The 22,648-nt window shown below is 73.6% G+C and carries 23 protein-coding genes; 10 read left to right on the forward strand and 13 right to left on the reverse strand.

Annotated elements, in window-relative coordinates; all coding sequences use genetic code 11:
* The first annotated feature begins 47 nt into the window (after window positions 1–47).
* Window positions 48–602 carry a GNAT family N-acetyltransferase gene (locus ACZ6IM_RS18105; protein ID WP_052840341.1) on the forward strand — a complete coding sequence of 185 codons (555 nt, stop codon included), beginning with the start codon at window positions 48–50 and terminating at the stop codon, window positions 600–602.
* Window positions 603–1,453: 851 nt separating this feature from the next.
* On the opposite strand, the gene ACZ6IM_RS18110 is transcribed toward ACZ6IM_RS18105, so the two are convergent.
* Window positions 1,454–1,927, reverse strand: coding sequence for an ATP-binding protein (locus tag ACZ6IM_RS18110; protein WP_469557496.1), 474 nt, complete (start codon window positions 1,925–1,927; stop codon window positions 1,454–1,456).
* Window positions 1,928–2,156: 229 nt separating this feature from the next.
* Here ACZ6IM_RS18110 and ACZ6IM_RS18115 point away from each other — a divergent pair, with 229 nt between their 5' ends.
* Window positions 2,157–3,353, forward strand: a complete 1,197-nt coding sequence (locus ACZ6IM_RS18115) for a cytochrome P450 (protein ID WP_469557498.1) — start codon at window positions 2,157–2,159, stop codon at window positions 3,351–3,353.
* A gap of 39 nt (window positions 3,354–3,392) precedes the next feature.
* On the opposite strand, the gene pgm is transcribed toward ACZ6IM_RS18115, so the two are convergent.
* The 4 genes from pgm to ACZ6IM_RS18135 form a co-directional block, all read right to left on the reverse strand.
* Window positions 3,393–5,033 (reverse strand): phosphoglucomutase (alpha-D-glucose-1,6-bisphosphate-dependent), encoded by a 1,641-nt coding sequence (gene pgm / locus ACZ6IM_RS18120; RefSeq protein ID WP_052840343.1) that lies wholly within the window; start codon window positions 5,031–5,033, stop codon window positions 3,393–3,395.
* Window positions 5,034–5,119: 86 nt separating this feature from the next.
* Window positions 5,120–5,548, reverse strand: coding sequence for a hypothetical protein (locus tag ACZ6IM_RS18125; RefSeq protein WP_052840344.1), 429 nt, complete (start codon window positions 5,546–5,548; stop codon window positions 5,120–5,122).
* A gap of 107 nt (window positions 5,549–5,655) precedes the next feature.
* Entirely contained in the window at window positions 5,656–6,396 is a 741-nt protein-coding gene (locus ACZ6IM_RS18130) for a Type 1 glutamine amidotransferase-like domain-containing protein (protein WP_052840345.1), read from the reverse strand.
* Between the two features lie 10 nt (window positions 6,397–6,406).
* A complete protein-coding gene (locus tag ACZ6IM_RS18135; RefSeq protein ID WP_052840346.1) occupies window positions 6,407–7,342 on the reverse strand; it encodes a LysR family transcriptional regulator in 936 nt (311 codons plus the stop codon).
* Between the two features lie 94 nt (window positions 7,343–7,436).
* Here ACZ6IM_RS18135 and mdlC point away from each other — a divergent pair, with 94 nt between their 5' ends.
* The 3 genes from mdlC to ACZ6IM_RS18150 all read left to right on the forward strand — a co-directional run bounded on the left by mdlC (window position 7,437) and on the right by ACZ6IM_RS18150 (window position 11,865).
* Entirely contained in the window at window positions 7,437–9,017 is a 1,581-nt protein-coding gene (gene mdlC / locus ACZ6IM_RS18140) for a benzoylformate decarboxylase (RefSeq protein WP_469557501.1), read from the forward strand.
* Between the two features lie 43 nt (window positions 9,018–9,060).
* Window positions 9,061–10,515 carry a benzaldehyde dehydrogenase gene (locus tag ACZ6IM_RS18145; RefSeq protein ID WP_052840348.1) on the forward strand — a complete coding sequence of 485 codons (1,455 nt, stop codon included), beginning with the start codon at window positions 9,061–9,063 and terminating at the stop codon, window positions 10,513–10,515.
* A gap of 87 nt (window positions 10,516–10,602) precedes the next feature.
* Window positions 10,603–11,865, forward strand: coding sequence for an MFS transporter (locus tag ACZ6IM_RS18150; RefSeq protein WP_052840349.1), 1,263 nt, complete (start codon window positions 10,603–10,605; stop codon window positions 11,863–11,865).
* A 76-nt stretch (window positions 11,866–11,941) separates the two neighbouring features.
* On the opposite strand, the gene ACZ6IM_RS18155 is transcribed toward ACZ6IM_RS18150, so the two are convergent.
* Together ACZ6IM_RS18155 and ACZ6IM_RS18160 are read right to left on the reverse strand one after the other, a co-directional pair.
* Window positions 11,942–12,709, reverse strand: coding sequence for a PepSY domain-containing protein (locus ACZ6IM_RS18155; RefSeq protein ID WP_052840350.1), 768 nt, complete (start codon window positions 12,707–12,709; stop codon window positions 11,942–11,944).
* Between the two features lie 110 nt (window positions 12,710–12,819).
* Window positions 12,820–13,806, reverse strand: coding sequence for a LysR family transcriptional regulator (locus tag ACZ6IM_RS18160; protein ID WP_052840351.1), 987 nt, complete (start codon window positions 13,804–13,806; stop codon window positions 12,820–12,822).
* 215 nt (window positions 13,807–14,021) lie between these two features.
* On the opposite strand from ACZ6IM_RS18160, the gene snpA reads away from it, so the two are divergent.
* Window positions 14,022–14,705 carry a snapalysin gene (gene snpA, locus ACZ6IM_RS18165; protein ID WP_052840352.1) on the forward strand — a complete coding sequence of 228 codons (684 nt, stop codon included), beginning with the start codon at window positions 14,022–14,024 and terminating at the stop codon, window positions 14,703–14,705.
* A gap of 137 nt (window positions 14,706–14,842) precedes the next feature.
* Complete coding sequence (locus ACZ6IM_RS18170) at window positions 14,843–15,103, forward strand: hypothetical protein (RefSeq protein WP_052840353.1); 261 nt, start codon at window positions 14,843–14,845, stop codon at window positions 15,101–15,103.
* A 19-nt stretch (window positions 15,104–15,122) separates the two neighbouring features.
* Here ACZ6IM_RS18170 and ACZ6IM_RS18175 read toward each other — a convergent pair whose 3' ends face one another.
* On the reverse strand, window positions 15,123–15,809 hold the full coding sequence (locus tag ACZ6IM_RS18175; RefSeq protein WP_469557505.1) for an adenosylcobinamide amidohydrolase: 687 nt from the start codon (window positions 15,807–15,809) through the stop codon (window positions 15,123–15,125).
* A 174-nt stretch (window positions 15,810–15,983) separates the two neighbouring features.
* Here ACZ6IM_RS18175 and ACZ6IM_RS18180 point away from each other — a divergent pair, with 174 nt between their 5' ends.
* Window positions 15,984–16,334: a hypothetical protein gene (locus tag ACZ6IM_RS18180; protein WP_052840355.1), complete on the forward strand. Its 351-nt coding sequence runs from the start codon at window positions 15,984–15,986 to the stop codon at window positions 16,332–16,334.
* Between the two features lie 48 nt (window positions 16,335–16,382).
* Here ACZ6IM_RS18180 and ACZ6IM_RS18185 read toward each other — a convergent pair whose 3' ends face one another.
* Both ACZ6IM_RS18185 and nsrR read right to left on the reverse strand, forming a co-directional pair.
* A complete protein-coding gene (locus ACZ6IM_RS18185) occupies window positions 16,383–17,579 on the reverse strand; it encodes a globin domain-containing protein (protein WP_469557507.1) in 1,197 nt (398 codons plus the stop codon).
* 39 nt (window positions 17,580–17,618) lie between these two features.
* Window positions 17,619–18,098, reverse strand: a complete 480-nt coding sequence (gene nsrR, locus ACZ6IM_RS18190) for a nitric oxide-sensing transcriptional repressor NsrR (RefSeq protein WP_469557509.1) — start codon at window positions 18,096–18,098, stop codon at window positions 17,619–17,621.
* A gap of 149 nt (window positions 18,099–18,247) precedes the next feature.
* Here nsrR and ACZ6IM_RS18195 point away from each other — a divergent pair, with 149 nt between their 5' ends.
* Window positions 18,248–18,688 carry a hypothetical protein gene (locus ACZ6IM_RS18195; RefSeq protein WP_052840358.1) on the forward strand — a complete coding sequence of 147 codons (441 nt, stop codon included), beginning with the start codon at window positions 18,248–18,250 and terminating at the stop codon, window positions 18,686–18,688.
* Window positions 18,689–18,693: 5 nt separating this feature from the next.
* Here the strand turns inward: ACZ6IM_RS18195 and ACZ6IM_RS18200 are convergent, their stop codons facing one another.
* Window positions 18,694–20,415, reverse strand: a complete 1,722-nt coding sequence (locus ACZ6IM_RS18200; protein ID WP_052840359.1) for an MFS transporter — start codon at window positions 20,413–20,415, stop codon at window positions 18,694–18,696.
* Entirely contained in the window at window positions 20,412–20,906 is a 495-nt protein-coding gene (locus ACZ6IM_RS18205; RefSeq protein ID WP_469557511.1) for a MarR family winged helix-turn-helix transcriptional regulator, read from the reverse strand. Before ACZ6IM_RS18205 ends, ACZ6IM_RS18200 begins: the two co-directional genes overlap by 4 nt.
* A gap of 155 nt (window positions 20,907–21,061) precedes the next feature.
* Here ACZ6IM_RS18205 and ACZ6IM_RS18210 point away from each other — a divergent pair, with 155 nt between their 5' ends.
* A complete protein-coding gene (locus ACZ6IM_RS18210) occupies window positions 21,062–21,466 on the forward strand; it encodes a hypothetical protein (protein ID WP_052840361.1) in 405 nt (134 codons plus the stop codon).
* 18 nt (window positions 21,467–21,484) lie between these two features.
* On the opposite strand, the gene ACZ6IM_RS18215 is transcribed toward ACZ6IM_RS18210, so the two are convergent.
* Entirely contained in the window at window positions 21,485–22,642 is a 1,158-nt protein-coding gene (locus ACZ6IM_RS18215; protein ID WP_469557512.1) for an enolase C-terminal domain-like protein, read from the reverse strand.
* Between the last annotated feature and the right edge of the window lie 6 nt (window positions 22,643–22,648).

Raw genomic sequence — 22,648 nt, forward strand, 5'->3', positions numbered from 1 at the left:
GCAGTAATCCGGTAGCTCCGCCGGGCCGGACCCCGTACCTTCGCGTGATGCCCGAACTGCGAACCGATCGTCTCGTACTCCGCGACTGGCGGACCTCCGACCTGGACCCATGGGCGGCCATGAACGCCGACCCGGTGGTCCGCGAGTACTTCCCGGAGGTGCTGACCCGGGCGCAGAGCGAGGCGTCCGTGGCCCGCTTCCAGGCCGGCCTCGACCGGCGGGGCTGGGGCTGGTGGGCGGTGGAGATCGCCGCCACCGGCGAGTTCATCGGCTTCGCCGGGCTCGATCCCGTGGAGGACGGCATGCCGTTCACCGGAGTGGAGGCGGGCTGGCGCCTGGCCCGCCCGGCCTGGGGCCACGGCTACGCCACCGAGGCCGCGCGGGCCGCGGTGACCCACGCCTTCGACGCCCTCGGCCTGCCGGAGGTGCTCGCGGTGACCGCGGCCGGCAACCTGCGCTCGCGGGCCGTGATGGACCGCCTCGGCATGACCTACGACCCGGCCGACGACTTCGACGACCCGGAGATCCCCGAGGGCAGCCCACTGCGCCGCTCGGTCGTGTACCGCCTCCGCGCCGGGGCCCATCGGCCGGACGGCCGGTAGCCCCGGGGCCGCTGCGTACAGCGGGGGCTGCCCCAGGGTGACGGACGGGCGCCCGGGGCTGTTGACAGGTGCTGCGCCGAGTGCGGCTTCGGGCGGAGGACGGCGACTCGGTGAGATGGCGACTCCGCGCCAGTTGCCGTCGCCGCACTCCCGGGTGGCGTGTGCCCGCCCCCCGCGGGTGCGGGGCAGCGGCGCGTTGCCGCGCGCGGCGGGTCAGGCCGACCGGCCGAGAGCCTCCGCGCCGTCCACGCCGGAGACGTGCGGCCGCTGCCTCCGCACACGGGGAGGCATGCTGCCGCCAGACCAGTGACGCGTCGCCGCACAGGCCGACGGGCATCGCCGCGCGCCGCGCCGATGCGTCGGCGGGCAGGCCGATACCTAGAGCCTCCGCGCCATTCAGGCCAAGGGCCCGTCACCGCGCAACGGCCAAGGCGTGTCACCACCCGGGGAAGCGCGGTGCGGGTGGGGCAGCGGCGCATCGCCGCGCGCCGCGCCGGTGCGTCGGCGAGGCAGAAGGACCGGCCGAGAGCCTCCGCGCCGTCCACGCCGGAGACGTGTGGCCACTGCCTCCGCACACGGGGAGGCATGCTGCCGCCAGACCAGTGACGCGTCGCCGCACAGGCCGGCCGGCATCGCCACCCCAATGCGTCGGCGGGGCAGACCGATGGCCGAGAGCGCCGAGCCGTTCAGGACGGAGGCCCGGCGCCGTCCAGGGCAGTGGCGTGGCGCCGCTCAGAGCGGTGGGTGTGCCGCGTGCAGCGGTGGGTGTGCCGCGTGCAGCGGTGGGTGTGCCGCGTGCGGCGGTGGGTGTGCCGCGTGCGGCGGTGGGTGTCGCCGCGTGCGGTGGTGGGTCAGGCGGGCTGGCCTACGGCGGCCCTGCCGTTCAGGTCGTCGGCGAGGGCCACCGCGGCCCTCATGCGCTTGCCCACCGGCTCCCGGTGCACCTCGAAGCTCTGACAGACGGCCATGACGATCTCCAGCCCGTGCCGGCCGATCCGGCCGGGGTCCGCGGCCTCGGGCACGGGGAGCACCGGCGCGCTGTCCCACACCGTGACTTCCACCCGGTCCTCGGCCAGTTCGAGATCGACCAGCGAGGGGCCGGGCGCGTACTTGCAGGCGTTCGTCAGCAGCTCGCTGACCACCAGTTGCACCACCTCCACCGTGCGGTCGGGCACCGGGACCCCCCGGGCCGCGCGCACGCGCGCCAGGAACGCCCGGGCCAGTTCCCTGCCCCTGGCGATGTCGCCGGGCCTGCCCTGGTACTCCGCCGAAACCTTGACCGGCACGTCGCTCAGCCGATCCCCCGTGTGGGCAGCCCCGTCCATCCGATCCGCCCTCTTCCTGAGCCTTGACCGTTACGCCAGCCCGTCTACCCCCGAATCCGGCAAACATCACCGCCCCGGCGCCGGGCCGCGCCCCAGCAGGTCCGAAGGCGTCCGATCAGGCGGATTCCGGGGCTGGTCAACGCCGGGCGGGTGGCCGATCCTGTTGACCACGTCGTCGGGCCGTGGGCGGTCGCCGGGGCCGCACGGCCGGACTGGGGGGGTGGCCACGGTGGCGCAGGACGGACAGGCGTCCGCGCGGAAGGCCGACCGGGGACGGGCCGGGCCTGCGTGCCCGGTCGACCGGGCGGCGGACGGCACCTGGCGGGTGCACGACTTCGCCGTCGCGCGGGCGCTGCTGCGCACTGCGGGCACCGTGCAGGCCGGGCTAGGCGTCGAGACGGTGGAGAAGCTCCCGCCGCGCGTCCGCCGGCCCGTGCTGTACCGGGACGGCCCCGAGCACCGGGAGCACCGCAGGCAGACCGCCCGCTACTTCACTCCCCGCCGGGTGGACGAGCACTACCGCGCATTGATGGTCCGGATCGCGGAGGAACAGCTGGCCGTCCTGCGCTCGGCGGGCGAGGCCCCGCTGTCCGATCTGGCCTTCGGGCTGGCCGTCGGCGTGGTGAGCGAGGTCGTCGGGCTGCGCTACAGCAGGCCCGGCATCCGCCGCAGGCTGGAGCGGTTCTTCCCGCAGGAGTTCGGCGAGCCCGGACTGACCAGTGTGCGGGGCCTGTACTGGCTGGTGCGGCAGAACACCAACTGGCTGCGCATCCACCTGGCCGACGTGCGGCCCGCCGTCCGCGCGCACCGGCGCCATGAGCACGACGACCTCATCTCCCACCTGATCGCGGAGGGCTGCTCGGACGTCGAGATCCTCGGTGAGTGCCTGACGTTCGCCGCGGCCGGCATGGTCACCACGCGGGAGTTCGTGTGCCTGGCCGCCTGGCACCTGTTCTCGGACGCCGAGCTGCTCGGCCACTACCGGTCGGCGGACGAGACCGGGCGCCTCGCCGTCCTCCAGGAGCTGCTGCGGCTGGAACCCGTCATCGGACGGCTGCGCAGACGGGCCACCGAGCCGGTGGAGCTGCCCTGCCCCGACGGTCCGGTGACCGTGTGCCCCGGCGAGTACGTCGAGGTCCTCCTGGACGACGCCAACACGGACCCGAAGGCCGTGGGCGAGGACCCGCTGCTCGTCCGCCCGGAACGCGCCGGGGCGGTCGGTGCGGGGCTGTCCTTCGGCGACGGGCCGCACCGGTGCCCCGGGGCGCACATCGCCCTCCTGGAGACCGATGTGTTCCTCAGCCGCCTGTTCGCCCTCGACGGCGTCCGGATGAGCGGTGAGCCGCGCGTCGTCTTCCAGGAGGCCATCGACGGGTACGAGGTCCGCGACCTGACGGTGGCGCTCCCCCGGGCCGGTCGCGGCTGACCGGCCCGGGGGCCGCCGCAGGGCGTCGGCGCCGCGGCGTCAGCCGCCCAGGGCACCGAGGACGACGAGCTTGGCCTCGTCCTGCACCTGCCGGAGGTGGTCCGCGCCGAGGAACGACTCGCCGTAGATCTTGTAGACGTCCTCGGTGCCGGAGGGGCGGGCCGCGAACCAGGCGTTCTCGGTGGTCACCTTGATGCCGCCGATGGGCGCGCCGTTGCCCGGCGCCTCGGTGAGCACGGCGGTGACCGCCTCCCCCGCGAGGGTGTCGGCGGTGACCTGGGCCGGGGACAGCTTGGCGAGGCGAGCCTTCTCCTCGCGGGTGGCGGGGGCGTCGATGCGGGCGTAGGCGGGTTCACCGAACCGGGCGGTGAGCGCGGCGTAGTGCTCGGAGGGCGTCTTCCCGGTGACGGCGGTGATCTCGGAGGCGAGCAGGGCCAGGATGATGCCGTCCTTGTCGGTGGTCCACACGGAGCCGTCCCGGCGCAGGAAGGACGCCCCGGCGGACTCCTCGCCGCCGAAGCCGAGGGAGCCGTCGACCAGTCCGTCCACGAACCACTTGAAGCCCACGGGTACTTCGACCAGGCGGCGGCCGAGATCGGCGGCGACCCGGTCGATCATGCCGGAGGACACCAGCGTCTTGCCCACGCCCGCGTCGGCGGGCCAGTCGGTGCGGTGGGCGTAGAGGTAGGCGATGGCGGTGGCGAGGTAGTGGTTGGGGTTCATCAGGCCGCCGTCGGGGGTGACGATGCCGTGGCGGTCCGCGTCGGCGTCGTTGCCCGTGGCGATGGTGAAGCGGTCGCGCTGCTCGATGAGGGAGGCCATCGCGTGCGGCGACGAGCAGTCCATGCGGATCTTGCCGTCCCAGTCCAGCGTCATGAACCGCCAGGTCGGGTCGGCGAGCGGGTTGACCACCGTCAGGTCGAGGCGGTGCTGCTCGGCGATCCGGCCCCAGTACGCGACGGAGGCGCCGCCCAGCGGGTCCGCGCCGATGCGCACGCCCGCCGAGCGGATCGCGTCGAGGTCCAGGACGCTCGGCAGGTCGCGGACGTAGGCGTCGAGGAAGTCGTGGCGGCCGGTGCCGGGGGCGGCGAGGGCCCGCGCGTAGGGGATGCGCCGTACGTCCTTCAGTCCGGCCGCGATGATCTCGTTGGCCCGGTCCTGGATCCAGGAGGTGGCGTCCGAGCCCGCGGGGCCGCCGTTCGGCGGGTTGTACTTGAAGCCGCCGTCGGCGGGTGGGTTGTGCGAGGGGGTGACGACCACGCCGTCGGCGAGGCCCGAGGTGCGGCCCCGGTTGTGGGTGAGGATGGCGTGGGAGACCGCCGGGGTGGGGGTGTAGCCGTCCGCGCTGTCGATGAGGACACTCACGTCGTTGGCGGCGAACACCTCCAGTGCGGTGACCCTCGCGGGCTCGGACAGGGCGTGGGTGTCGGCGCCCAGGAACAGCGGGCCGTCGGTGCCCTGTGCCGAGCGGTACTCGCAGATGGCCTGGCTGGTGGCGGCGATGTGGTCCTCGTTGAACGCCGCCACCAGGGACGAACCCCGGTGCCCGGACGTTCCGAAGGCCACGCGCTGCCCCGGCTCGGCCGGGTCCGGGTGCAGCGCGTAGTACGCCGTCACCAGCCGGGCGACGTCGATCAGGTCCTCGGGGCCGGCCGGCTTCCCGGCTCGGTCGTGCTGCATGCGCCCACTCCTCCGCTTGGGTCGGGACTTCGCTCGCGATCCCATCTTCCCCTGTCCGGCGAGTGGTGCCGTGCGTGGTGGCCGTGTCAGATCCGGCCGCCGGTGAGGCGGGTGAGGGGCCCGTGCGTGTGACGTCCGGCGCGCCGGCCCATCGCGTACGACGCGGCGGTCACGGCGGTGAGGCCCGCGCCCACGCCGGCGGCGACGAGTTTGCGGTGGGCGACGACCGTCCACGCGGTCTTCGCCGTGGCCGCGACCTGCCCCGAGGTGGTGGCGACGGCCTGGCGGCCGGCCGCGACACTCTTGGCCGCCGTCTGCACGGCGCCGTTCGCGGCTTCGGCGGAACGCCGGGCACCGGCCTTGGCGGCCGACGCGGCGTCACCTGCCTTGCCCGCGGCTGCCTGTCCCGCCCGTGCGGCGGGCGCGGCCGTCTTCTCGGCGGCGCCGCGCGCCTTGGACTCGGCGGTCCGCGTGCTGGTGGGCTTCTTGTTCGTGTCCTTGCTCGGATCGCTCATGGACACCGCCTTGCCCCTCACCGCGTCCGCAAACGCGGATGCCGCGCCCGAGTGGACGACGGCCGGTGCGCACCCAACGGGGCTCCGCCGCTGGGGCGTTGTCCCGTTCACCGTCGTGGAGCGGGCAGCTCCCGCGGCTCGATCCTCTCCTCCACCGCCGTGTCCCCGTCGCGGACGACCACGTAGGCGCCCTTGCCCGGGACCTCCGTGACCGCCTCGACGAGTTCGGTGCCGCGGTAGACGAGGCCGACTCCGTCGTCCGTGCAGTGGGCCGTCGGGAGGGTGCCGTCGGCGACGAGGCGGTGGATCAGGGGGCGGCGGCCCGGGTCGACGTCGTAGTGGACTCCGTTGCCGTAGGGCAGGAAGTCCAACGCGTCGGTGACCGGGCGCAGTTCGGGCCCGAAGGAGTCGGTGGCGCCGCCCCGGAACCAGCACAGGGAGCCCGCGCTCACGCCGCTGAGCACGACGCCCGCCTCCCAGGCCCTGCGCATGATCCGGTCCAGGCCGTGCACGCGCCACACGGCCAGCAGATTGGCCACCGATCCGCCCATGACCCAGACGACGTCCTGGGCGAGCACGGTCTCCTCGACGTCCTCGACGTTGGGCATGGGGAACAGGTGCAGCGGTGTCAGGTCGAACCCGGCGACGCGGGCGGCCTCCGTCATGCGGGCGGTGAAGTGCTCGGCGTCTCCTATGGCGGTGCCCACGTACAGCACGCGGGGGCGTCGGCCGTGCGCGCCCGAGAGGTCCACCGCGTGGTGGACCAGGGCGTCGAAGGCCACCATGGTCCGGCCGCCCGCGCGGTGGCCGCCCGAGGTGGCGAGGATGGTGGGTTCCGGTGCCGTCATGGCGGTGATCCTAACGACGGCTCGACGGCGGCAGCTGGGCCGCGCTCACCTGCTCGCCCAGCACCTCCGCCAGGAACTGCACGAGCCAGCGCTGGGCCGGGCTGCGTGAGGACTCGTGGCGCGCGTACAGGGCGATTTCGATGGGCTCGGTCTCGAACGGCAGCCGCACCAGGCGCACCCGGTGGGAGGTCGTGAAGACCTCGCCGACGTACTCGGGGACGATGGCCACCAGGTCGGTCTGCTCCAGCAGGTAGGGCAGCATCGAGAAGCGGGTGGCGTCCACGGCCACCCGTTCCAGGAGCCCGTGGGCGCCCAGCAGGGCCCTGGGCGTGACGTGGCCGCTCGGTCCGAACACCGTCGCGTGGTGCTCGGCCGCGAGGTCCTCCGGCGTGACCGCGTCGCCGCGCACGCGCGGATGGTCCGCGGCGACCATCAGGACGTAGCGCTCGCGGAAGAGCGGGATGCGCACGGTGAGGTGCGAGGTGATCACCGGGGTGGCCACGAACGCGTCGAGGTCGCCGCGGCGCAGTTGTCCCTCGGCGTCCTCCACGTCGAAGGGGCGGACGGTGAAGGAGACCCCCGGCGCCCGCTCGCGGGCGGCGGCCACGAGCCTCGGCAGCAGCGTGGCCTCGCCGAGGTCCGACAGGGCGATGGTGAAGCGGCCCGACATGGTCCCGGCGTCGAAGACGTCGCCCTGGCGGACCGTCCCGTCGATCTCCGCCAGCGCGCGCTGGAGCGGCAGATACAGCCGCCGCGCGCCGGCGGTGGGGGTCAGGCCGCGTCCGTTGCGGCGGAACAGCTCGTCGTCGAAGTGCCGGCGCAGCTTGCCCAGGCTGTAGCTGACGGTGGGCTGGGTGACGTGGAGCGTCTCGGCGGTGGCCGTGACGCTGCCGGTCTCGTAGAGCAGGACGAAGACGCGGGCCAGGTTGAGATCGAAGGTGCCCATATCGACTGACTCTATATCGGAGTGGAGAAACATCTATTGGTGCCCATGTCGTGGGGTGCCTAGCGTGTGCCGCGTCACTTCGAAAGGAACGTCCGTGCCATCCGTGCGTCGTGTCTCCCACGATTTCCTGGAGCGCCAGGGGCTCACCACCGTCTTCGGCAATCCGGGCTCCAACGAGCTGCCCTTCCTCGCCGAGCTGCCCGACGGCTTCCGCTACGTCCTCGGTCTGCACGAGGGCGCCGTCGTCGGCATGGCAGACGGGTACGCCCAGGCGACCGGCCGCCCGGTGCTGGTCAACCTGCACGCCGCCTCCGGTTCCGGCAACGCGATGGGCGCCCTGACGAACGCCGTCGCCTCCCGTACGCCGCTCGTGGTGGTGGCCGGGCAGCAGGTGCGCCCCGCCATCGGCCCCGAGGCCAACCTGGCCAGCGTCGACGCCCCCGCTCTGATGAAGCCGCTGGTCGGCTGGGCTGCGGAACCGGCGTGCGCCGGGGACGTGCCGCGCGCGCTCGCCCAGGCCGTCTTCGAGGCACGGCTCCAGCGCCGGCCGACCTATCTGTCCGTGCCGTACGACGACTGGTCGGCCGAGGTCGACGACAACGCCCTGGCCGTGCTCGACCGGCGGGTGCTGCGGGCCTCGGTGCCGGACGGCGAGCAGCGCCGGTGGCTCGTGGAACAGGTCGCCGCGGCCCGGCGCCCCGCGCTCGTGCTGGGCGGCGACATCGACTCGGCCGGCCGCTTCGACGACGCCGTGCGGCTGGCCGAGCGGCTGGGCGGTCCGGTGTGGGCGGCGCCCTCGCAGTTCCGGCTGCCGTTCCCGAACCGGCATCCGCAGTTCCGGGGCGTGCTTCCCGCCGGGATCGCGCCGGTCTCGGCGGCCTTCGAGGGGCACGACCTGGTGCTCGTGCTGGGCGCACCGGTCTTCCGGTACCACGAACACCTCCCCGGCCGGTACCTGCCCGAGGGCACCCGGCTGATCCAGGTGACCGAGGACGCCTCCGCCGCCGCGCGGGCGCCGATGGGCGAGGCGCTGGTCGCCGACCCGGGCGCCGTCGTCGACGTACTCCTGGAGGCGCTCGACGCCGCCGACAGGCCCGCGGACCCCTACCGGCCCGTGCCCGAACCGCTCACCGCCGAGGGCCCGGGGCTCCACCCCGAGCAGGTCTTCGCCGCGCTGCGCGACGAACAGCCGCAGGACACGGCGTACGTCGTCGAGTCGACGTCGACCAACGCGGCGTGGTGGCGCCAGATGGACCTGCGCCGCCAGGGCTCCTACTACTTCCCGGCGGCCGGCGGGCTCGGTTTCGGGCTGCCCGGCGCGGTCGGCGTGGCGATGGCCCAGCCTGACCGCCCGGTCGTCGGCGTGATCGGCGACGGGTCGGCCAACTACGGCATCACCGCCCTGTGGACGGCCGCGCAGCACCAAGTCCCGCTGACCGTCGTCCTGCTGCGCAACGGCACGTACGGGGCGCTGCGCTGGTTCGGCGGTCTGCTCGGGGTGCCGGACGCGCCGGGGCTGGACATCCCGGGGCTCGACTTCACCCGCATCGCCGAGGGGTACGGCGTCCGGGCCCAGCACGTGGGCGGGGAGGCGGAGCTGCGTGCCGCGCTCGCCGAGGCCCCGGACCACCCCCGTCTGATCCAGGTGGACACGGCGCTGACCACGCCCTCCTGAACCAGCTCGAACCCGACCGAAGATCCCGACGAGAGGGAAGACGATGACACTCCTGGACAGCGCCGTCTGGGGCGGGAAGTTCCACAGCGACGGCTGGCGGGGCTCCCCCACCGAGCAGCCGGTGACCGAACCCGCCACCGGCGACCGGCTCGGCACGGTGGGCCTGGCCACGGCCGAGGACGTGAACCGCGCCGCCGCCCGAGCCGCCGAGGCACAGCGCGACTGGGCGGCGACCTCGCCGCAGCGGCGGGCCGCCGTGCTGCGCCGCGCGGGTGAGCTGTTCACCGAGCACGCCGCCGAGATCGAGGACTGGCTGGTGCGGGAGGCCGGCTCGGTGCGCTCCAAGGCCGCCTTCGAGGCGGGGCTGGCGATCGGCGAGTGCTTCGAGTGCGCCGGACTTCCGACGCACCCCCAGGGCGAGGTGCTGACTTCGGAGGACGCCCGCTGGTCGCTCGCCCGGCGCCGCGCCGCCGGTGTCGTCAGCGTGATCGCGCCCTTCAACTTCCCGCTCATCCTCGGCCTGCGTTCCGTGGCCCCCGCGCTGGCGCTCGGCAACGCGGTGCTGTTGAAGCCGGACCCGCGCACCGCGGTGAGCGGCGGTGTCGTCATCACCCGGATCTTCGAGGAGGCGGGGCTTCCGGCCGGTGTCCTGCACCTGCTGCCGGGCGACGGGTCGGTCGGCCGGGCGGTCGTGGAGGCGCCCGAGGTCCGGGTGATCTCGTTCACCGGTTCCACTCCGGTCGGGCGGGCGATCGGCGAGCAGGCGGGGCGGCTGCTGAAGCGGGCGCACCTGGAGCTGGGCGGCAACAACGCGCTGGTCGTGCTGCCGGGCGCGGACGTGGCGAAGGCGGCCTCGGCGGGCGCGTTCGGCTCGTACCTGCACCAGGGGCAGATCTGCATGACGACCGGCCGGCACATCGTGCACGAGTCGCTGGTCGAGGAGTACACCGCCGCGCTCGCCGCGAAGGCCGAGGCGCTGCCGGTCGGTGACCCGGCCCGGGAGGACGTGGCGCTGGGCCCGATCATCGACCGGCGGCAGCTGGAGCGGGTGCACGGCATCGTCACCGACAGCGTCGCGGCGGGCGCGAAGGTCGCCGCGGGCGGCGAGATCGAGGGCGCCGGCTACCGCGCCACCGTGCTGACCGGTCTGACGACGGACATGCCGGCCTGGCGCGAGGAGATCTTCGGCCCGGTCGCCCCCGTCATCTCCTTCGCCACGACGGAGGAGGCCGCGCGGATCGTCAACGACTGCGAGTACGGACTGTCCGTCGGCATCCTCGGTGACGTCGGCACGGCGATGAAGCTCGCCGACCGGATCGACTCCGGCAAGGTGCACATCAACGAGCAGACGGTCAGCGACGAGCCCAACGCCCCCTTCGGCGGGGTCAAGGCCTCCGGCACCGGCTCCCGGTTCGGCGGCGCCGCGGCCAACGTCGAGGCGTTCACCGAGACCCAGTGGCTCACGGTCCGCCCGGACATCGCCGACTACCCGTTCTGATCCCTCCGTCACCCGTACCGGTCCCACCCGGCCGCTCCGGCGGTCCGGCTCCGCTCACTCACACCCGTCCCCGGGGGGAGAGTCATCATGGCTTCCACCACCACGTCCGGCGCGCCCGCGCAGACCGGCCGCGCCGTCGGCGGCACCTGGACGGTGGTCCTGTGCTGGATCACCGTCCTGCTCGAGGGCTACGACCTCGTCGTCCTCGGCGCCATCATCCCCACCCTGCTCAAGACCCATCACCTCGGCATGACCGCGGGCGACGCGACCACCATCGCGACGCTCTCGCTCGTGGGCGTCGCCATCGGCGCGGTCTGCGTCGGTCCGCTGGCCGACCGGCTGGGCCGGCGTCGCCTGCTCATCGGCTCGGTCGTGCTCTTCTCGGTCCTGACCATCGTGGTGCCGCTGGCGAACTCCGTCGCCATGTTCGCCGCGCTGCGCCTCCTCGCCGGTCTGGGTCTGGGCGCCTGCATGCCGGTGTCGCTCACGATGATGGCCGAGCACATGCCCGCCAGCCGGCGGGCGCGGGCCAGCACCCTGACGATGACCGGTTACCACACCGGTGCGGTGATCACCTCGCTGCTGGCGCTGCAGGTGACGGACAACTGGGAGATCCTCTTCTATCTGCTCGGTGTCGTCGGCCTCGTGATAGCCGCGATCCAGTGGTTCAAGCTGCCCGAGTCGGAAGCCTTCGTTCGGGCCAAGCAGGACGGGGCACACCGCGTGCCGTTCACCGAGCTGCTGAGGCCGGCGTACCTGCGTGCGGGCATCGGCATCTGGGTGGCCTCGTTCATGGGACTGCTGCTGGTCTACGGCCTCAACACCTGGCTGCCCAAGCTGATGAACGACGCCGGCTACCCCGTGCCGACGGCCGTGACCCAGCTCCTGGTGCTCAACATAGGCGGCGTCGTCGGCCTGGTCCTCGGCGGGTTCGTGGCCGACCGGCGGGGCATCAAGGGCACCACCATGGTCTGGTTCGCGGTCTCGGTGCTCATGCTGGGGTGTCTGAGCATCAAGATGGAGAGCGACCTGCTGCTCAACGTCGTGGTCTTCTTCACCGGCGTGTTCGTCTTCTCCGCCATGGTGCTGGTCTACGCCTACGTGACGCACTACTACCCGGCGTCCGTGCGCGGCACCGCGCTCGGCTCGGCGTCCGGGATCGGCCGGATCGGCTCGATCGTCGGCCCGTCGATCACCGGCGCGCTGGTCGCTTCGGGGGTCGGACATCCGTGGGGCTTCTACTTCTTCGCCGCGGTGGCGGTCCTCGGCTTCCTGGCCGTGCTGACGCTGCCGCGCGACGGCGGGGGCGAGCCGGCCGAGGCCGCGGCGCCCGCGGCACCGGCCGGGTGATGCCCTGACGGCACGAGGAACGGGAGCAGGGGGCCGCACGGCCCACTGCTCCCGTCGGTGTCCGGAGGGGTGCGGCTCAGTCCTTGTCGACCTCCTGGCCCAGCACCTTGCCGTTGGCCGCGTCGACGTCGACGGTGGTCTTGTTCCAGTTGCCCTTGTCGACCACGTCGACGCTCCAGACGACCTGCTGGTCGTCGTTGTCACCGAGTTCGACGTGGGTGACGGTGCCCTTGGCCTTGGCGGTGGCCGCCTTGACCGCCTGCTGCGGCGTCTGCTTGGCCTTGTCCAGCCACTGGGTGACCTGGGTCTTGTCGTCGGAGTCCTGGTCCGGGTCGACCATGGTCCGGAAGACCTTGCCGTTCACCGCGTCGATGTCGATGCGGTGCAGGGTCCCGTCGGACTGGGCGACCTTGGCCTCCCACTCCGGGGCGCCGTCACTGGGGGCGGGGTTCGGCATGCTCGGGCTCGCCGACCCGGACGGCGAACCGCTCGGCGACGCGGTGGCGTCGGCCTCCGTGCGCTTGAGTTCGAGGTCCACGAGCTTGCCCTCGGGGACCTCCTTGACGGCGGTGTCGGCGGCCTTGTCCCAGGTGACCTTCGTCGCCGAGACGAGGTCCTTGCGCTCGGTCCGGTCCTCGTTCATCGAGGCCGACGGGGAACCCGAGGGGGAGGCGGACGCGGTATCGGTGGCGGACGCGGAGGGGGATTCGGTCTGAGCCGCCTCCGCGACGCTGGAACGGTTCGTATCGGCGTTCGTGCAAGCCGTCAGCAGCAGGACGGAGGCGCCCAGGGCACCCGTCACGGCCAGCGAACGCAAGGGGGGGAGTCGTCGTGCAGAGCTCATGATGCTGTCCGTAACCGCTCCGTCACGCAGACACACCGGTCCGGTATGAAAACCACCCTATTGGCCGGAGTGTGACGGCCCCGCGGACAGTGAGGCGCCGACAGGGGCTTTCAGCGGGCCCGCACGAACTCCACCCGACCGGTGCCCGTGGCGGTCACCGGGCACCGGGGCAGCGTCCGGATCCCGCCCCCTTCCAGCCACTCCCGGTACGCGGTGGACTGGCGGGCGACCTCCCAGTACGCGTCCTCCAGCGCCGGGAAGACGGCGTCCAGCTCGGCCCGGGTGCGGGCGGCCAGCAGCAGGCGTACGCCGAGGGGGTCGCCGTACAGACGCCGTACCGCCATGTCGGGGCGGGACTGGGAGCTGGGCTGGCAGACCGTGACGACCTCACCGGTGGCGACCAGCGAGGCGGCGGTGTGGTAGTCGCCGTGCAGCACACGGGGGTTGAGGCCGACGGCACGCAGCATGCGGTGCACACCGTCCCATTCGCCGTCCACGGTGGGATCGACCATCCACCGGTCGTCGGCGAGGTCGGCGAGCCGGACGACGGGCCGGACGGCCGCGGGGTGGTCGGCGGGCAGCATGACGAACTGCGGTTCGCGCTCGACCAGGACGCTCAGCCGCAGGCCCTCCGGGACGTGCAGCGGGCTGCCCTCGACCTCGTGCACGAAGGCGACGTCCAGCTGCCCTTCGGCGACCCGGCGCAGCAGCGCGTTGGCGGAGACGTCCATCTGCAGGGTGGGTTCCAGGCCCGGCCGTCTGAGCCGGCGCAGCCAGCCGGCCAGGGCGCGGCTGGCCGTGGAACCGACCCGCAGCCTGCTGTCGCCGCCGGCCGCCGCGGCACGCGCCTCGCGGACCAGCGTGCTCATGTCGGCCAGCAGCGGCCGGGCCCGGCCGAGGACCGTCCGGCCGAGCGGGGTGGGGCGGCATCCGGTGCGCTCCCGGGTGAACAGGGGGCCGCCCAGGGCCTGTTCGATACGGGTCAGTTGGGTGCTCAACGTGGGCTGCGCGACGCCCAGTTGGCGTGCCGCCCGGTGCAGGCTGCCGGCGTCGGCGATGGCGCACAGCGCGCGTAGGTGCCTCACCTCGAGCTCCATGCAGGGAGCGTAAAGCGGAACAGTTGGTTGCGCCAGGTGAACAAAAGGCGGCGGATCAGGGCGAGTTCTGCACTCTGGTCGAAGCCGCTACGAGTGGCCGGACGGCGGGTGATAGCCCGGCCCTATCACCTGTTGCCATCATCACAGCGGGCTCACGGGCGCCCCACACTCAGCGATGACGACTTCTCCCCACTCCCCCACTCTAGGAGTCATCGATGCGTATCAGCCTGCCCCTGCTGTCCACCGCGGTCGGTCTCGGCCTGACGGCGGCCGTGCTCGGCACCGGCCCCGCCGCGACGGCCGCGGCGCCCCAGGAGCCGGTCCGGGCGGCCCAGCTCGGCTACCAGCCCTCGGCCGGCTCGGGCGAGGACGCGGCCGCCAACCGGGCGTTCTTCGAGGCGGTCGTCAAGTCCGTCGCCGAGAAGCGCGCCGCCAACCCGTCGGCCACCGCGGCCGTCACGGTCTACTACAGCGCCACCAACGCGCCGAGCTTCCGTTCGCAGATATCCCGCTCGGCACAGATCTGGAACAGCTCGGTGTCCAACGTGCGGCTCGCGGAGTCGAGTTCCGGCGCGGACTTCGCGTACTACGAGGGCAACGACTCGCGCGGCTCGTACGCCTCCACGGACGGGCACGGCAGCGGGTACATCTTCCTCGACTACCGGCAGAACCAGCAGTACGACTCGACCCGCGTGACCGCCCACGAGACCGGGCACGTGCTCGGCCTGCCCGACCACTACTCCGGGCCGTGCAGCGAGCTGATGTCCGGCGGCGGCCCCGGCCCGTCCTGCACCAACCCCTACCCGAACGCCAACGAGCGCGGCCGGGTGAACCAGCTGTGGGCGTACGGCTTCCAGGCCGCTCTCGACAAGGCGCTGGAGAAGACCTCCCAGCGCTGACGCCGACGGCGGACCACCGCGGGGGCGGCCCGGCCGGGCTGCCCCCGCGCGCGTACGCGCCCCCTTCCCCTCCGCTTGCGCAACGTCCCCGCGGGTATGCGTGGTTCACCCTGCTGTGAGATCCGAAGGAGTGGGACGTGGACGAGCGGAAGGCACCTGCCGACGGCGGTCTGAGCGCGCTGGAGCCGGGCACGAGGCAGCGCGCGCAGTTGCGCGGTCGCGTCGCCGACATCGCCTGGACGGCCCTGTGCACGGTGCTCGCGCTGTGGGCCGTGTGGAGCGCCGTCGATCTCGTCCGGGGCGCGACGGCGTGGGTGTACTGCGCCGTGGCCTGGGTGCTGCTCGCCGTGACCCTGGGCCTGCGGGTGCCGGCGGTGAGGCGCAGGACCTCCCTGTAGCGGAAACCGGTTCCGGGGATCACCCGGCGGCGGGCAGCGCGGCGCCCACGGCCCGGTGGACGGCCCGGGCCAGCCGGGCGCCCCACTCGGACCGGGGGCCCGCGAAGGCGTTCACGTCCTCGCCGTCGCGCGGGGCCCGGACGGCGACGCACACCCCGTCCGTGGGGGTTCCGGAGCAGTCGAGACCGGCGTCGAGCAGCGCCTGGACCTTGGCCTCGGTCACCGTCATCACCGCGTTGACCAGGGCGGCGTCGCTCAGTGCGACGGGCAGCGCGGCGACGATGTTGATCGTTCCGGGCGGGACGGCCCCGGCGGCGCACTCCTCGGGCGCCGCCGCCCAGCCTCGTACCGAGACGCCGGCGGTCGCCACGGCCTCCGCGCCGCCGTCCCGTGCCCGGCCGTGGGCGGACACGTCGGCGGCGGTCAGCAGGCCCACGCCGGGGCCGCGGGCGCCGGCGGCACGTGCCAGGCCGGCCAGGTGCCGTGCGGGGTCGGTGCGCCGGTAGCCGTGGGCGACCTGGGCGTTGAGCACCCACGCGCGCTCGCCGATCCCGCCGCCCAGCACCGCGCTGCTGACCATCCGCCAGCCCGGCCCCGGGCGCCACAGCAGGGCACCCAGCCGTTCGCCGTCCTCCACCCGCCTCAGGTGTTCCGGGTCCGGCGGGCGGGCGGCCCCGGTGCGGGACGGCGGCAGGAGGGCGGGCACGGGGCGGGCTCCCAGCGGTGATCGGCGAAGGTCGGAGGCGGACCGGACGATCGTACTCAGTGCCGGTGTCCCGGCCGCCGCCGGACCGGTCGGGCGCGGGGCGCGTTGCGGAGCCGGATCAGGGCACCTTCACTGAACACAACTTCGCCGCCAGGCGACGGATCGGAGGCCGCGATGCTGTCCCACACCCTGGAGCATGGGGTCCTGGTCATCACGGTGGACCAGGACCCGGGGATCGCCGGGCGGGCCACGCTGACCACGCACATCACCAACCTGGTCGACGCCCATCAGCCGACCCCCGTCGTCATCGTCCTGACCGAGCGGGCGGGCGGCCATGCCGCGGTCAGCGCGGTGCTCCGGGCGCATCAGTGGTGCGGGCGGCTCGGTGTCCTGATGTCCGTGGTGACGCACAGCGCGCCGGTCCGGCGGCTGCTGGAGGACAACGCCGACACCTCGGGTCCGCGCCTGGTGGTGCACGCCCGCGTCGACACCGCGATCAGCACCGCGTTCACCGCGGCGGCCTAACGCCCCTACCGGAGTTCCGCGGCGGGCCGTCGGCGGCCGCGGACGCCGCTACTGCCGTCCGAGCCAGAGGTCGGGGCCGAAGACCTCGTAGTGGACGGCCTCGGCGGGCACGCCGCGGCGCAGCAGGTCGCCGCGGACCGCGCGCATGAAGGGCACCGGGCCGCAGAGGTAGGCCGTGAGGTTCTCGGGCAGGTCGAGGCCGGTGAGGTCGGCGCGGCCGGCGGACGCCTCCGGCGCCCGGTCGCCGGGCTCCTCGTACCACAGGTGGAGCCGGGCGTCGGGCAGCGCGCGCACCAGGTCGAGCTGCTCCTGCCGGTGGGCGTGGTCCTCGGGGGTGCGGTCGGCGTGCACGACGGTCACCGGGCGGGTGGAGCCGGTGGCGGCCAGGTGGTCGAGCATGGCGAGGATCGGGGTGACGCCGATGCCGGCGGAGGCCAGCAGCAGCGGGCCGCCGTGCTCCGCCAGGGCCAGGTCGCCGGCCGGCAGCGACACGCTGAGCACATCGCCCTTGCGGGCGTTCGCGTGCAGCCAGGAGGAGACCTCGCCGTCCGGCTGCCCGTCGGCCCGGACGCGCTTGACGGTGATGCGCAGGCCGGAACGGCCGGGCGCGGCGGACAGGCTGTACTGGCGGATCTGCCGGGCGCCGTCGGGCAGTTCGACCTGGACGCTGACGTACTGGCCCGGCTGGAAGGGTGCGACGGGACGCTCGTCGGCCGGGCCCAGGACGAGGGAGACCGCCTCCGCGCTCTCCTCGACCCGGTCGACGATCTCCATTGGGCGCCAGACGTCGCCGTCCGCGACGCCCTTGCGCGCGTAGAGCCGCGCCTCCAGGGCGATGAGCGCGTTGGCCAACAGCCAGTAGACCTCGTCCCAGGCCCGGGCGACCTCGGGGGTGACGGCGTCGCCGAGCACGTCGACGACGGCGGCCATGAGGTGCCGGTGGACGATCACGTACTGGTCGGAGGTGATGCCGAGTGAGGCGTGCTTGTGCGATATGCGCGAGAGCATCACGTCGGCGCGTTCGTCCGGGTTCTCCAGCAGCAGGCCGGCGAAGGCGGCGACGGAGCCCGCCAGGGCGCGCTGCTGCTCACCGTTGGCCTGGTTCCCGCGGTTGAACAGGTCCCGCAGCAGTTCGGGGTGGGCGTCGAAGAGCTTGCGGTAGAACAGGTCGGCGATGTCACCGATGGCCGCTCCGACGGCGGGGAGAGTGGCTCGGACCACGGGAACGGACTGTTCGGAGAGCACAGCGACTCCTTAATTGGTAGATGAGATTCGTGTTTTAGGTCACGGCTCGGCATTGCCGCCGGGGCGCCGGCCGTCACCCGGAGGGCGGTCGGTCAGGCCGATCAGGACCGGGCCGGTCGGTGAGGCCACCAGGTCGGACACGGTCAGCGGGTCGAGCGCGGCGTAGAACGCCTCCTGGGCGTCGCGGAGCGCTCCGCGCAGCCGGCAGGCCCCGCGCAACGGGCACGGACTGTCGCCCTCGCAGTCGACCACCTCGGCATCGCCTTCGAGTTCGCGCACCAGCCAGCCCACCGAGGCGTGCCGCCCCAGGTCGGTCAGGGTCAGCCCGCCCCCGCGACCGCGCCGCGCCTCCACCACGCCGAGGTGCTGCAGGCGGGTGATGGCCTTCGCCGCGTGGCTGTACGGCACACCGACGACCTCGGCCACCTCTCGGGTGGCCAGGGGTTCGTCACCGTCTCTCACCACCGCCAGGCGCATGACCGAACGCAGCGCCAGGTCGGTGAACTTCGTCAGCCGCACACCGGGACGCTATCAAATACGCATGCTAGGTTCGCCTTTACCCGCGCGGTCCGCCCTGTGCGGTGCGTCACTGGACGCCCGCACCCGGGACGGGCCGCTCGACGGGGCGGGGGAACGGCACGATCGGGCACACGGAACGGCGGCACCTGATGACAGCGGAGGACGGCGACTTCCGGGGCACGGCGGGTCCTGCCCTCCCCCGGGTGCTGTGCGACACGGCGGAACTCCTCTCCCTGGGGGGCGACGCGCCGGCCGGTGCCCTGTGGAAGCTCGCGGAACCGGGACGGCAGCTCGACGCCAACGTCGTCCGCCTCCCCGCCGGGGGCCGGGTGGGCACCCACACCGAGCCCGACCTCGACGTCCTGCTCCTCGTCCTCGACGGCGCGGCCCGCCTCGACTCCAGCGACGGCGAGCACCCGCTGCGCGCGGGCGTCCTGACCTGGCTGCCGCACGGCTCGGCCCGGGAGGTCCTCGCCGGGCCGGACGGGGTGACGTACCTGACCGTGCACCGCCGGCGTCCCGGCATGCGCATCCAGCCCCCCGAGGCCGCCGACCGGCTGAGGCGGTCCCTCGGCGGCGACGGCGCCTGAACCGCTCACCGTGTCTCGGAACGCAGCTCCGTGAGGGACCGTGCCGTCAGGGGGCGCGGTTCCGCGTCGGGGTCGACGAGGACGACGGTGCAGGTGGCCGCGTGGGTGAGGGCGCTGGTGAAGCTGCCGTCGGCGAACTGGGTCAGCGGACCGCGCGGGGAGCGCCCGACCGCGACCGTGCGGGCCCCGACCTCGGCTGCGTGCCGGGCCAGGACGCGGCCCGCCGCGGCGTGGTCGCCGACGCCGGTGAGGATGTGGCCGGTCGCGGCCACACCGAGGCCGCCCAGCCGGTCGAGGTGCGCGGTGACGGCGGCCTCCGCCTCGGCTTCGGTCTCGGTGTCGGCGGCCTGTTCCTCGACGACGGCGGTCTGCCGTACGTGGACGACGTCGAGCGGGCTCCTGGTGTCGCGGGCGAGGCGTGCCGCGGCGTCCACCACCGCGGCCGCCTCGCGGTGGGCGCCGACGGCCACCACCACGGGCGGCGCGTCGGTCGTGGCCGGGGCGCCGACGGGGGTCAGCGTCGGGGACACGGGCTCCTTCTCGCCGGTGTCCGTCTCGGCCCGACGCAGCAGCCGGTGCCCGCCGGCCAGGACCGGGATGGCGAGGAGGAAGGTGGCGGCACCGAGGTAGAAGGGGACGCTCAGGTCGGTGGCGTCGGCGAGCTTGCCTGCGACGTACGGGGCAAGTCCGCCGCCGATGAAGCGCAGGAAGCCGTACGCGGAGGAGGCCACGGGGCGCTCGACCGGCGAGACGAGCATGACGGCCTGGGTGGTGAGGGTGTTGTTGATGCCGATGAAGGCGCCACTGACGATGACCGCGACGATGACGGTGGTGGGGTCCGTGACACCGGCGGCTATGACGGCCATGACGATGCCGAGGCCGAGGAGGTTGGCGTAGAGGACGGGCGCGGTGCCGTAGCGGGCCTGGAGCCGGGGCGCGAAGAAGACGCTGAAGGCGGCGACCAGCAGGCCCCAGGCGGTGAAGACCAGGCCCAGCTCGTGGGCGTCCAGCTCCATCGGGTACGGGGCGTAGCCGAGCATGGTGAAGAAGCCCCAGTTGTACAGCAGGGCCATGATGCCCATGGTCAGCAGGCCGCGATGGCGCAGGGCCTTCAGGGGGGCGAGCGGTGAGGTGACCCGCTCGGGCCTGGGCAGGTCGGGGACGAAGGCGAGGGTGGCGACCAGGGCGACGGCCATCAGGGCGGCGACGCCGAAGAACGGGCCGCGCCAGCTGATGCCGCCCAGTTCGCCGCCGAGCAGCGGGCCGACGGCGATACCGAGGCCCAGGGCGGTCTCGTAGAGGATGATCGCGCCGCTGAAGCCGCCGCTGGCGGAGGCCACGATGACCGCGAGGGAGGTGGCGATGAACAGGGCGTTGCCCAGTCCCCATCCGGCCCGGAAGCCGACGATGCCGTTGATGGAGTCGGTGGCGCCGGCCAGCGCGGCGAAGACGACGATGACGGCGAGGCCGGTGACCAGGGTCCGCTTGGCACCGATGCGGCTGGAGACCCAGCCGACGAAGAGCATGGCGACGGCGGTGACGATCAGGTAGCTGCTGAACAGCAGGGAGACCTGGCTGGGGGTGGCGTCGAGGCTGTCGGCCAGGGCCGGCAGGATCGGGTCCACCAGGCCGATGCCCATGAACGAGATGACGCAGGCGAAGGCGACGGCCCAGACGGCCTTGGGCTGCCGGAAGGGGCCGGCGGCCTTTCCACGGGGTGCACTCATGCGCGGTCTTCCTCCGAGGGGTGCGGACGGTTGCGGATGACCCGGGCCAGGGCCGGCAGCGCGGTGGCGGTGGCCTGCCGCTCCGGCCCGGTCATGTCCTCCATGAGCTGCCGGAGCGCCCGGGCACGCTCGGCGCGCCGCGCGGCCAGGACCTCGGCTCCGGTAGGCGTCACCGCCACGAGCACGCCGCGACCGTCGCTCGCGTCTGCGGTGCGCCGGACCAGGCCCGCGCGTGCCAGCCGCGTGACGAGCTGGGTCATGTTCGGCTGGGAGACGCCCTCGGCCCGGGCCAGCTCGGTCAGCCGCCGGGGGCCCTCGCGACTCAGCCTGGCCAGCGTCGAGGAGGCGGCCGTGCTCAGACCGCCGGTCCGGGCGCTCTGCCGCACGTACCGGACCAACTCCTCCACGGCGATGATCAGGTCGTCGGGGGCCGCGTCCGGGTCGATCCGGTGCGGGGCGTTCCGGCCGGGTCCCTCCGTCGGCGCATCCATAAGCGCATGATGCATTTAGATGTAACGTGAAACAAGATGCCCCGCGGCGGCCTCTCCGCGTCCCCGTGGCGTGCAAGCCGAACACCGCGTGGGGCGTTTGCTTCCCATCCCTCGGGTAACTCCGGCATTCCGGACACCGATCCCCGGGAGTCGCCATGTGGAAGCGCAAGGGCAGGAAGGACCGCCGGGCCGCCGAGCCGGTCCCCATGGAGCTGTGCGACCTGTGTGCCAGGGTCTTCCCCGCGGACGAGTCCGTGAGCGGCTATGTGCCGGACTCCTCCTCGGTGCACGCCACCAACGAGTGGTTCGACGGGCTGCGGCTCATCACCACGTGCTCCGACGAGCACTTCGACGTGATCAAGGACGGGTACGCGCACCGGCCCTTCGTGGACGAGGAGCTGTGGGCGGCGAAGCTGACCCGGGCCCTGACCACCGGCCCGCCGGCCCTGTCGATGGACCAGCTCGGGTGCCGGACGGGCCTCCAGGAGCCCCAGATACGCGCGGCCGTCGCCTGGCACAACGAGCGGATGCGGGAGGCACAGGAGCGCAGCGACCCCTGAGGCCGGCGAGCCCTGCGGTCAGTGCGGAGGACGGACTCCGTGCACCCGGTAGGGCTCCGCGTCGGCCCACCTGACGTCCAGGCCGAGACCGGGCCGCGAGGTGTCGGGGCGCAGGGCCCCGCCCTCGGGCGACAGGGTGCCGTCGAACAGCAGCCGCTCGACGCGCACGTGGTCGTGGAAGTACTCCAGGTGCCTCAGCCGGCGCACGGCGCAGAAGACGTGGGCGGACACCGCGGGCGCGCAGTGCGCGGACAGGTCGAGGTGCCGGACGGCGGACAGACCGGCGACCTCCAGCACGCCGGTGACCCCGCCGCACCGGGTGAGGTCGGCCTGGAGGCAGTCGACCGCGGGCCCCTCGGTCAGGTTGGCGAAGTCCTGCGCGGTGAAGGCGTACTCCCCCGCGGTGATCTCCAGCCGGGCCGGGCCCCGCTCGCGCAGCATCCGCAGCCCCTGGAGGTCGGCGGAGGAGACCGGTTCCTCGAACCAGCGCACGTCCCACTCGTCGCGGAACCGGTGCGCCCAGTACAGGGCCTCCTTGCGGCCGAGCGCCCCGTTGGCGTCGGTGAACAGCTCCGTGCCGTCGCCCACCGCCCGGCGTACGGCGGTCAGGCGGCGCGGGTCGGCGTCCGGTTCCCGTGACGTCTTCAGCTTCACGCGTCCGATGCCCTGCCGCACCCATCCGGCGAGCTGGTCGGTGAGGCGGTCCAGGGGGTAGTTGGTGAAGCCGCCGCTGCCGTAGACGGGCACCCGGTCGTGGTGGGCCGGCAGGAGCTGGACCAGCGGCAGTCCGAGCAGCCGCGCCTTGAGGTCCCACAGCGCCACGTCGACGGCGGACCGGGCCATGGCCCCGGCGCCGGGCCGGCCGGCGTTGCGCATCGAAGCGCCCATCCGCTCCCACAGGGCGGGCGGCGAGGAGACGGGACTGCCCTCGACGACCGGCCTGAGCACGGAGTCCACGAAGGACGCCACCGAGACGTCCCCGTAGGTGTAGCCGAGTCCGGTGCTGCCGCCGGCGTGCACGCGCACCAGGACCACGGTCGTGGAGCCCCACTCCAGGGTGCCGTCCTGCTCGCGGCCCCCGGGGCCGTCGGTGGGGATCTCGAAGGCGTGCACGTCGACCGCGTCGACCACGCACTCGTCCAGTGCCCTCGCTTCCGGGCCGGTCACCGACGCCATCGCGCA

This window comes from Streptomyces sp. NPDC042336, assembly GCF_055581985.1.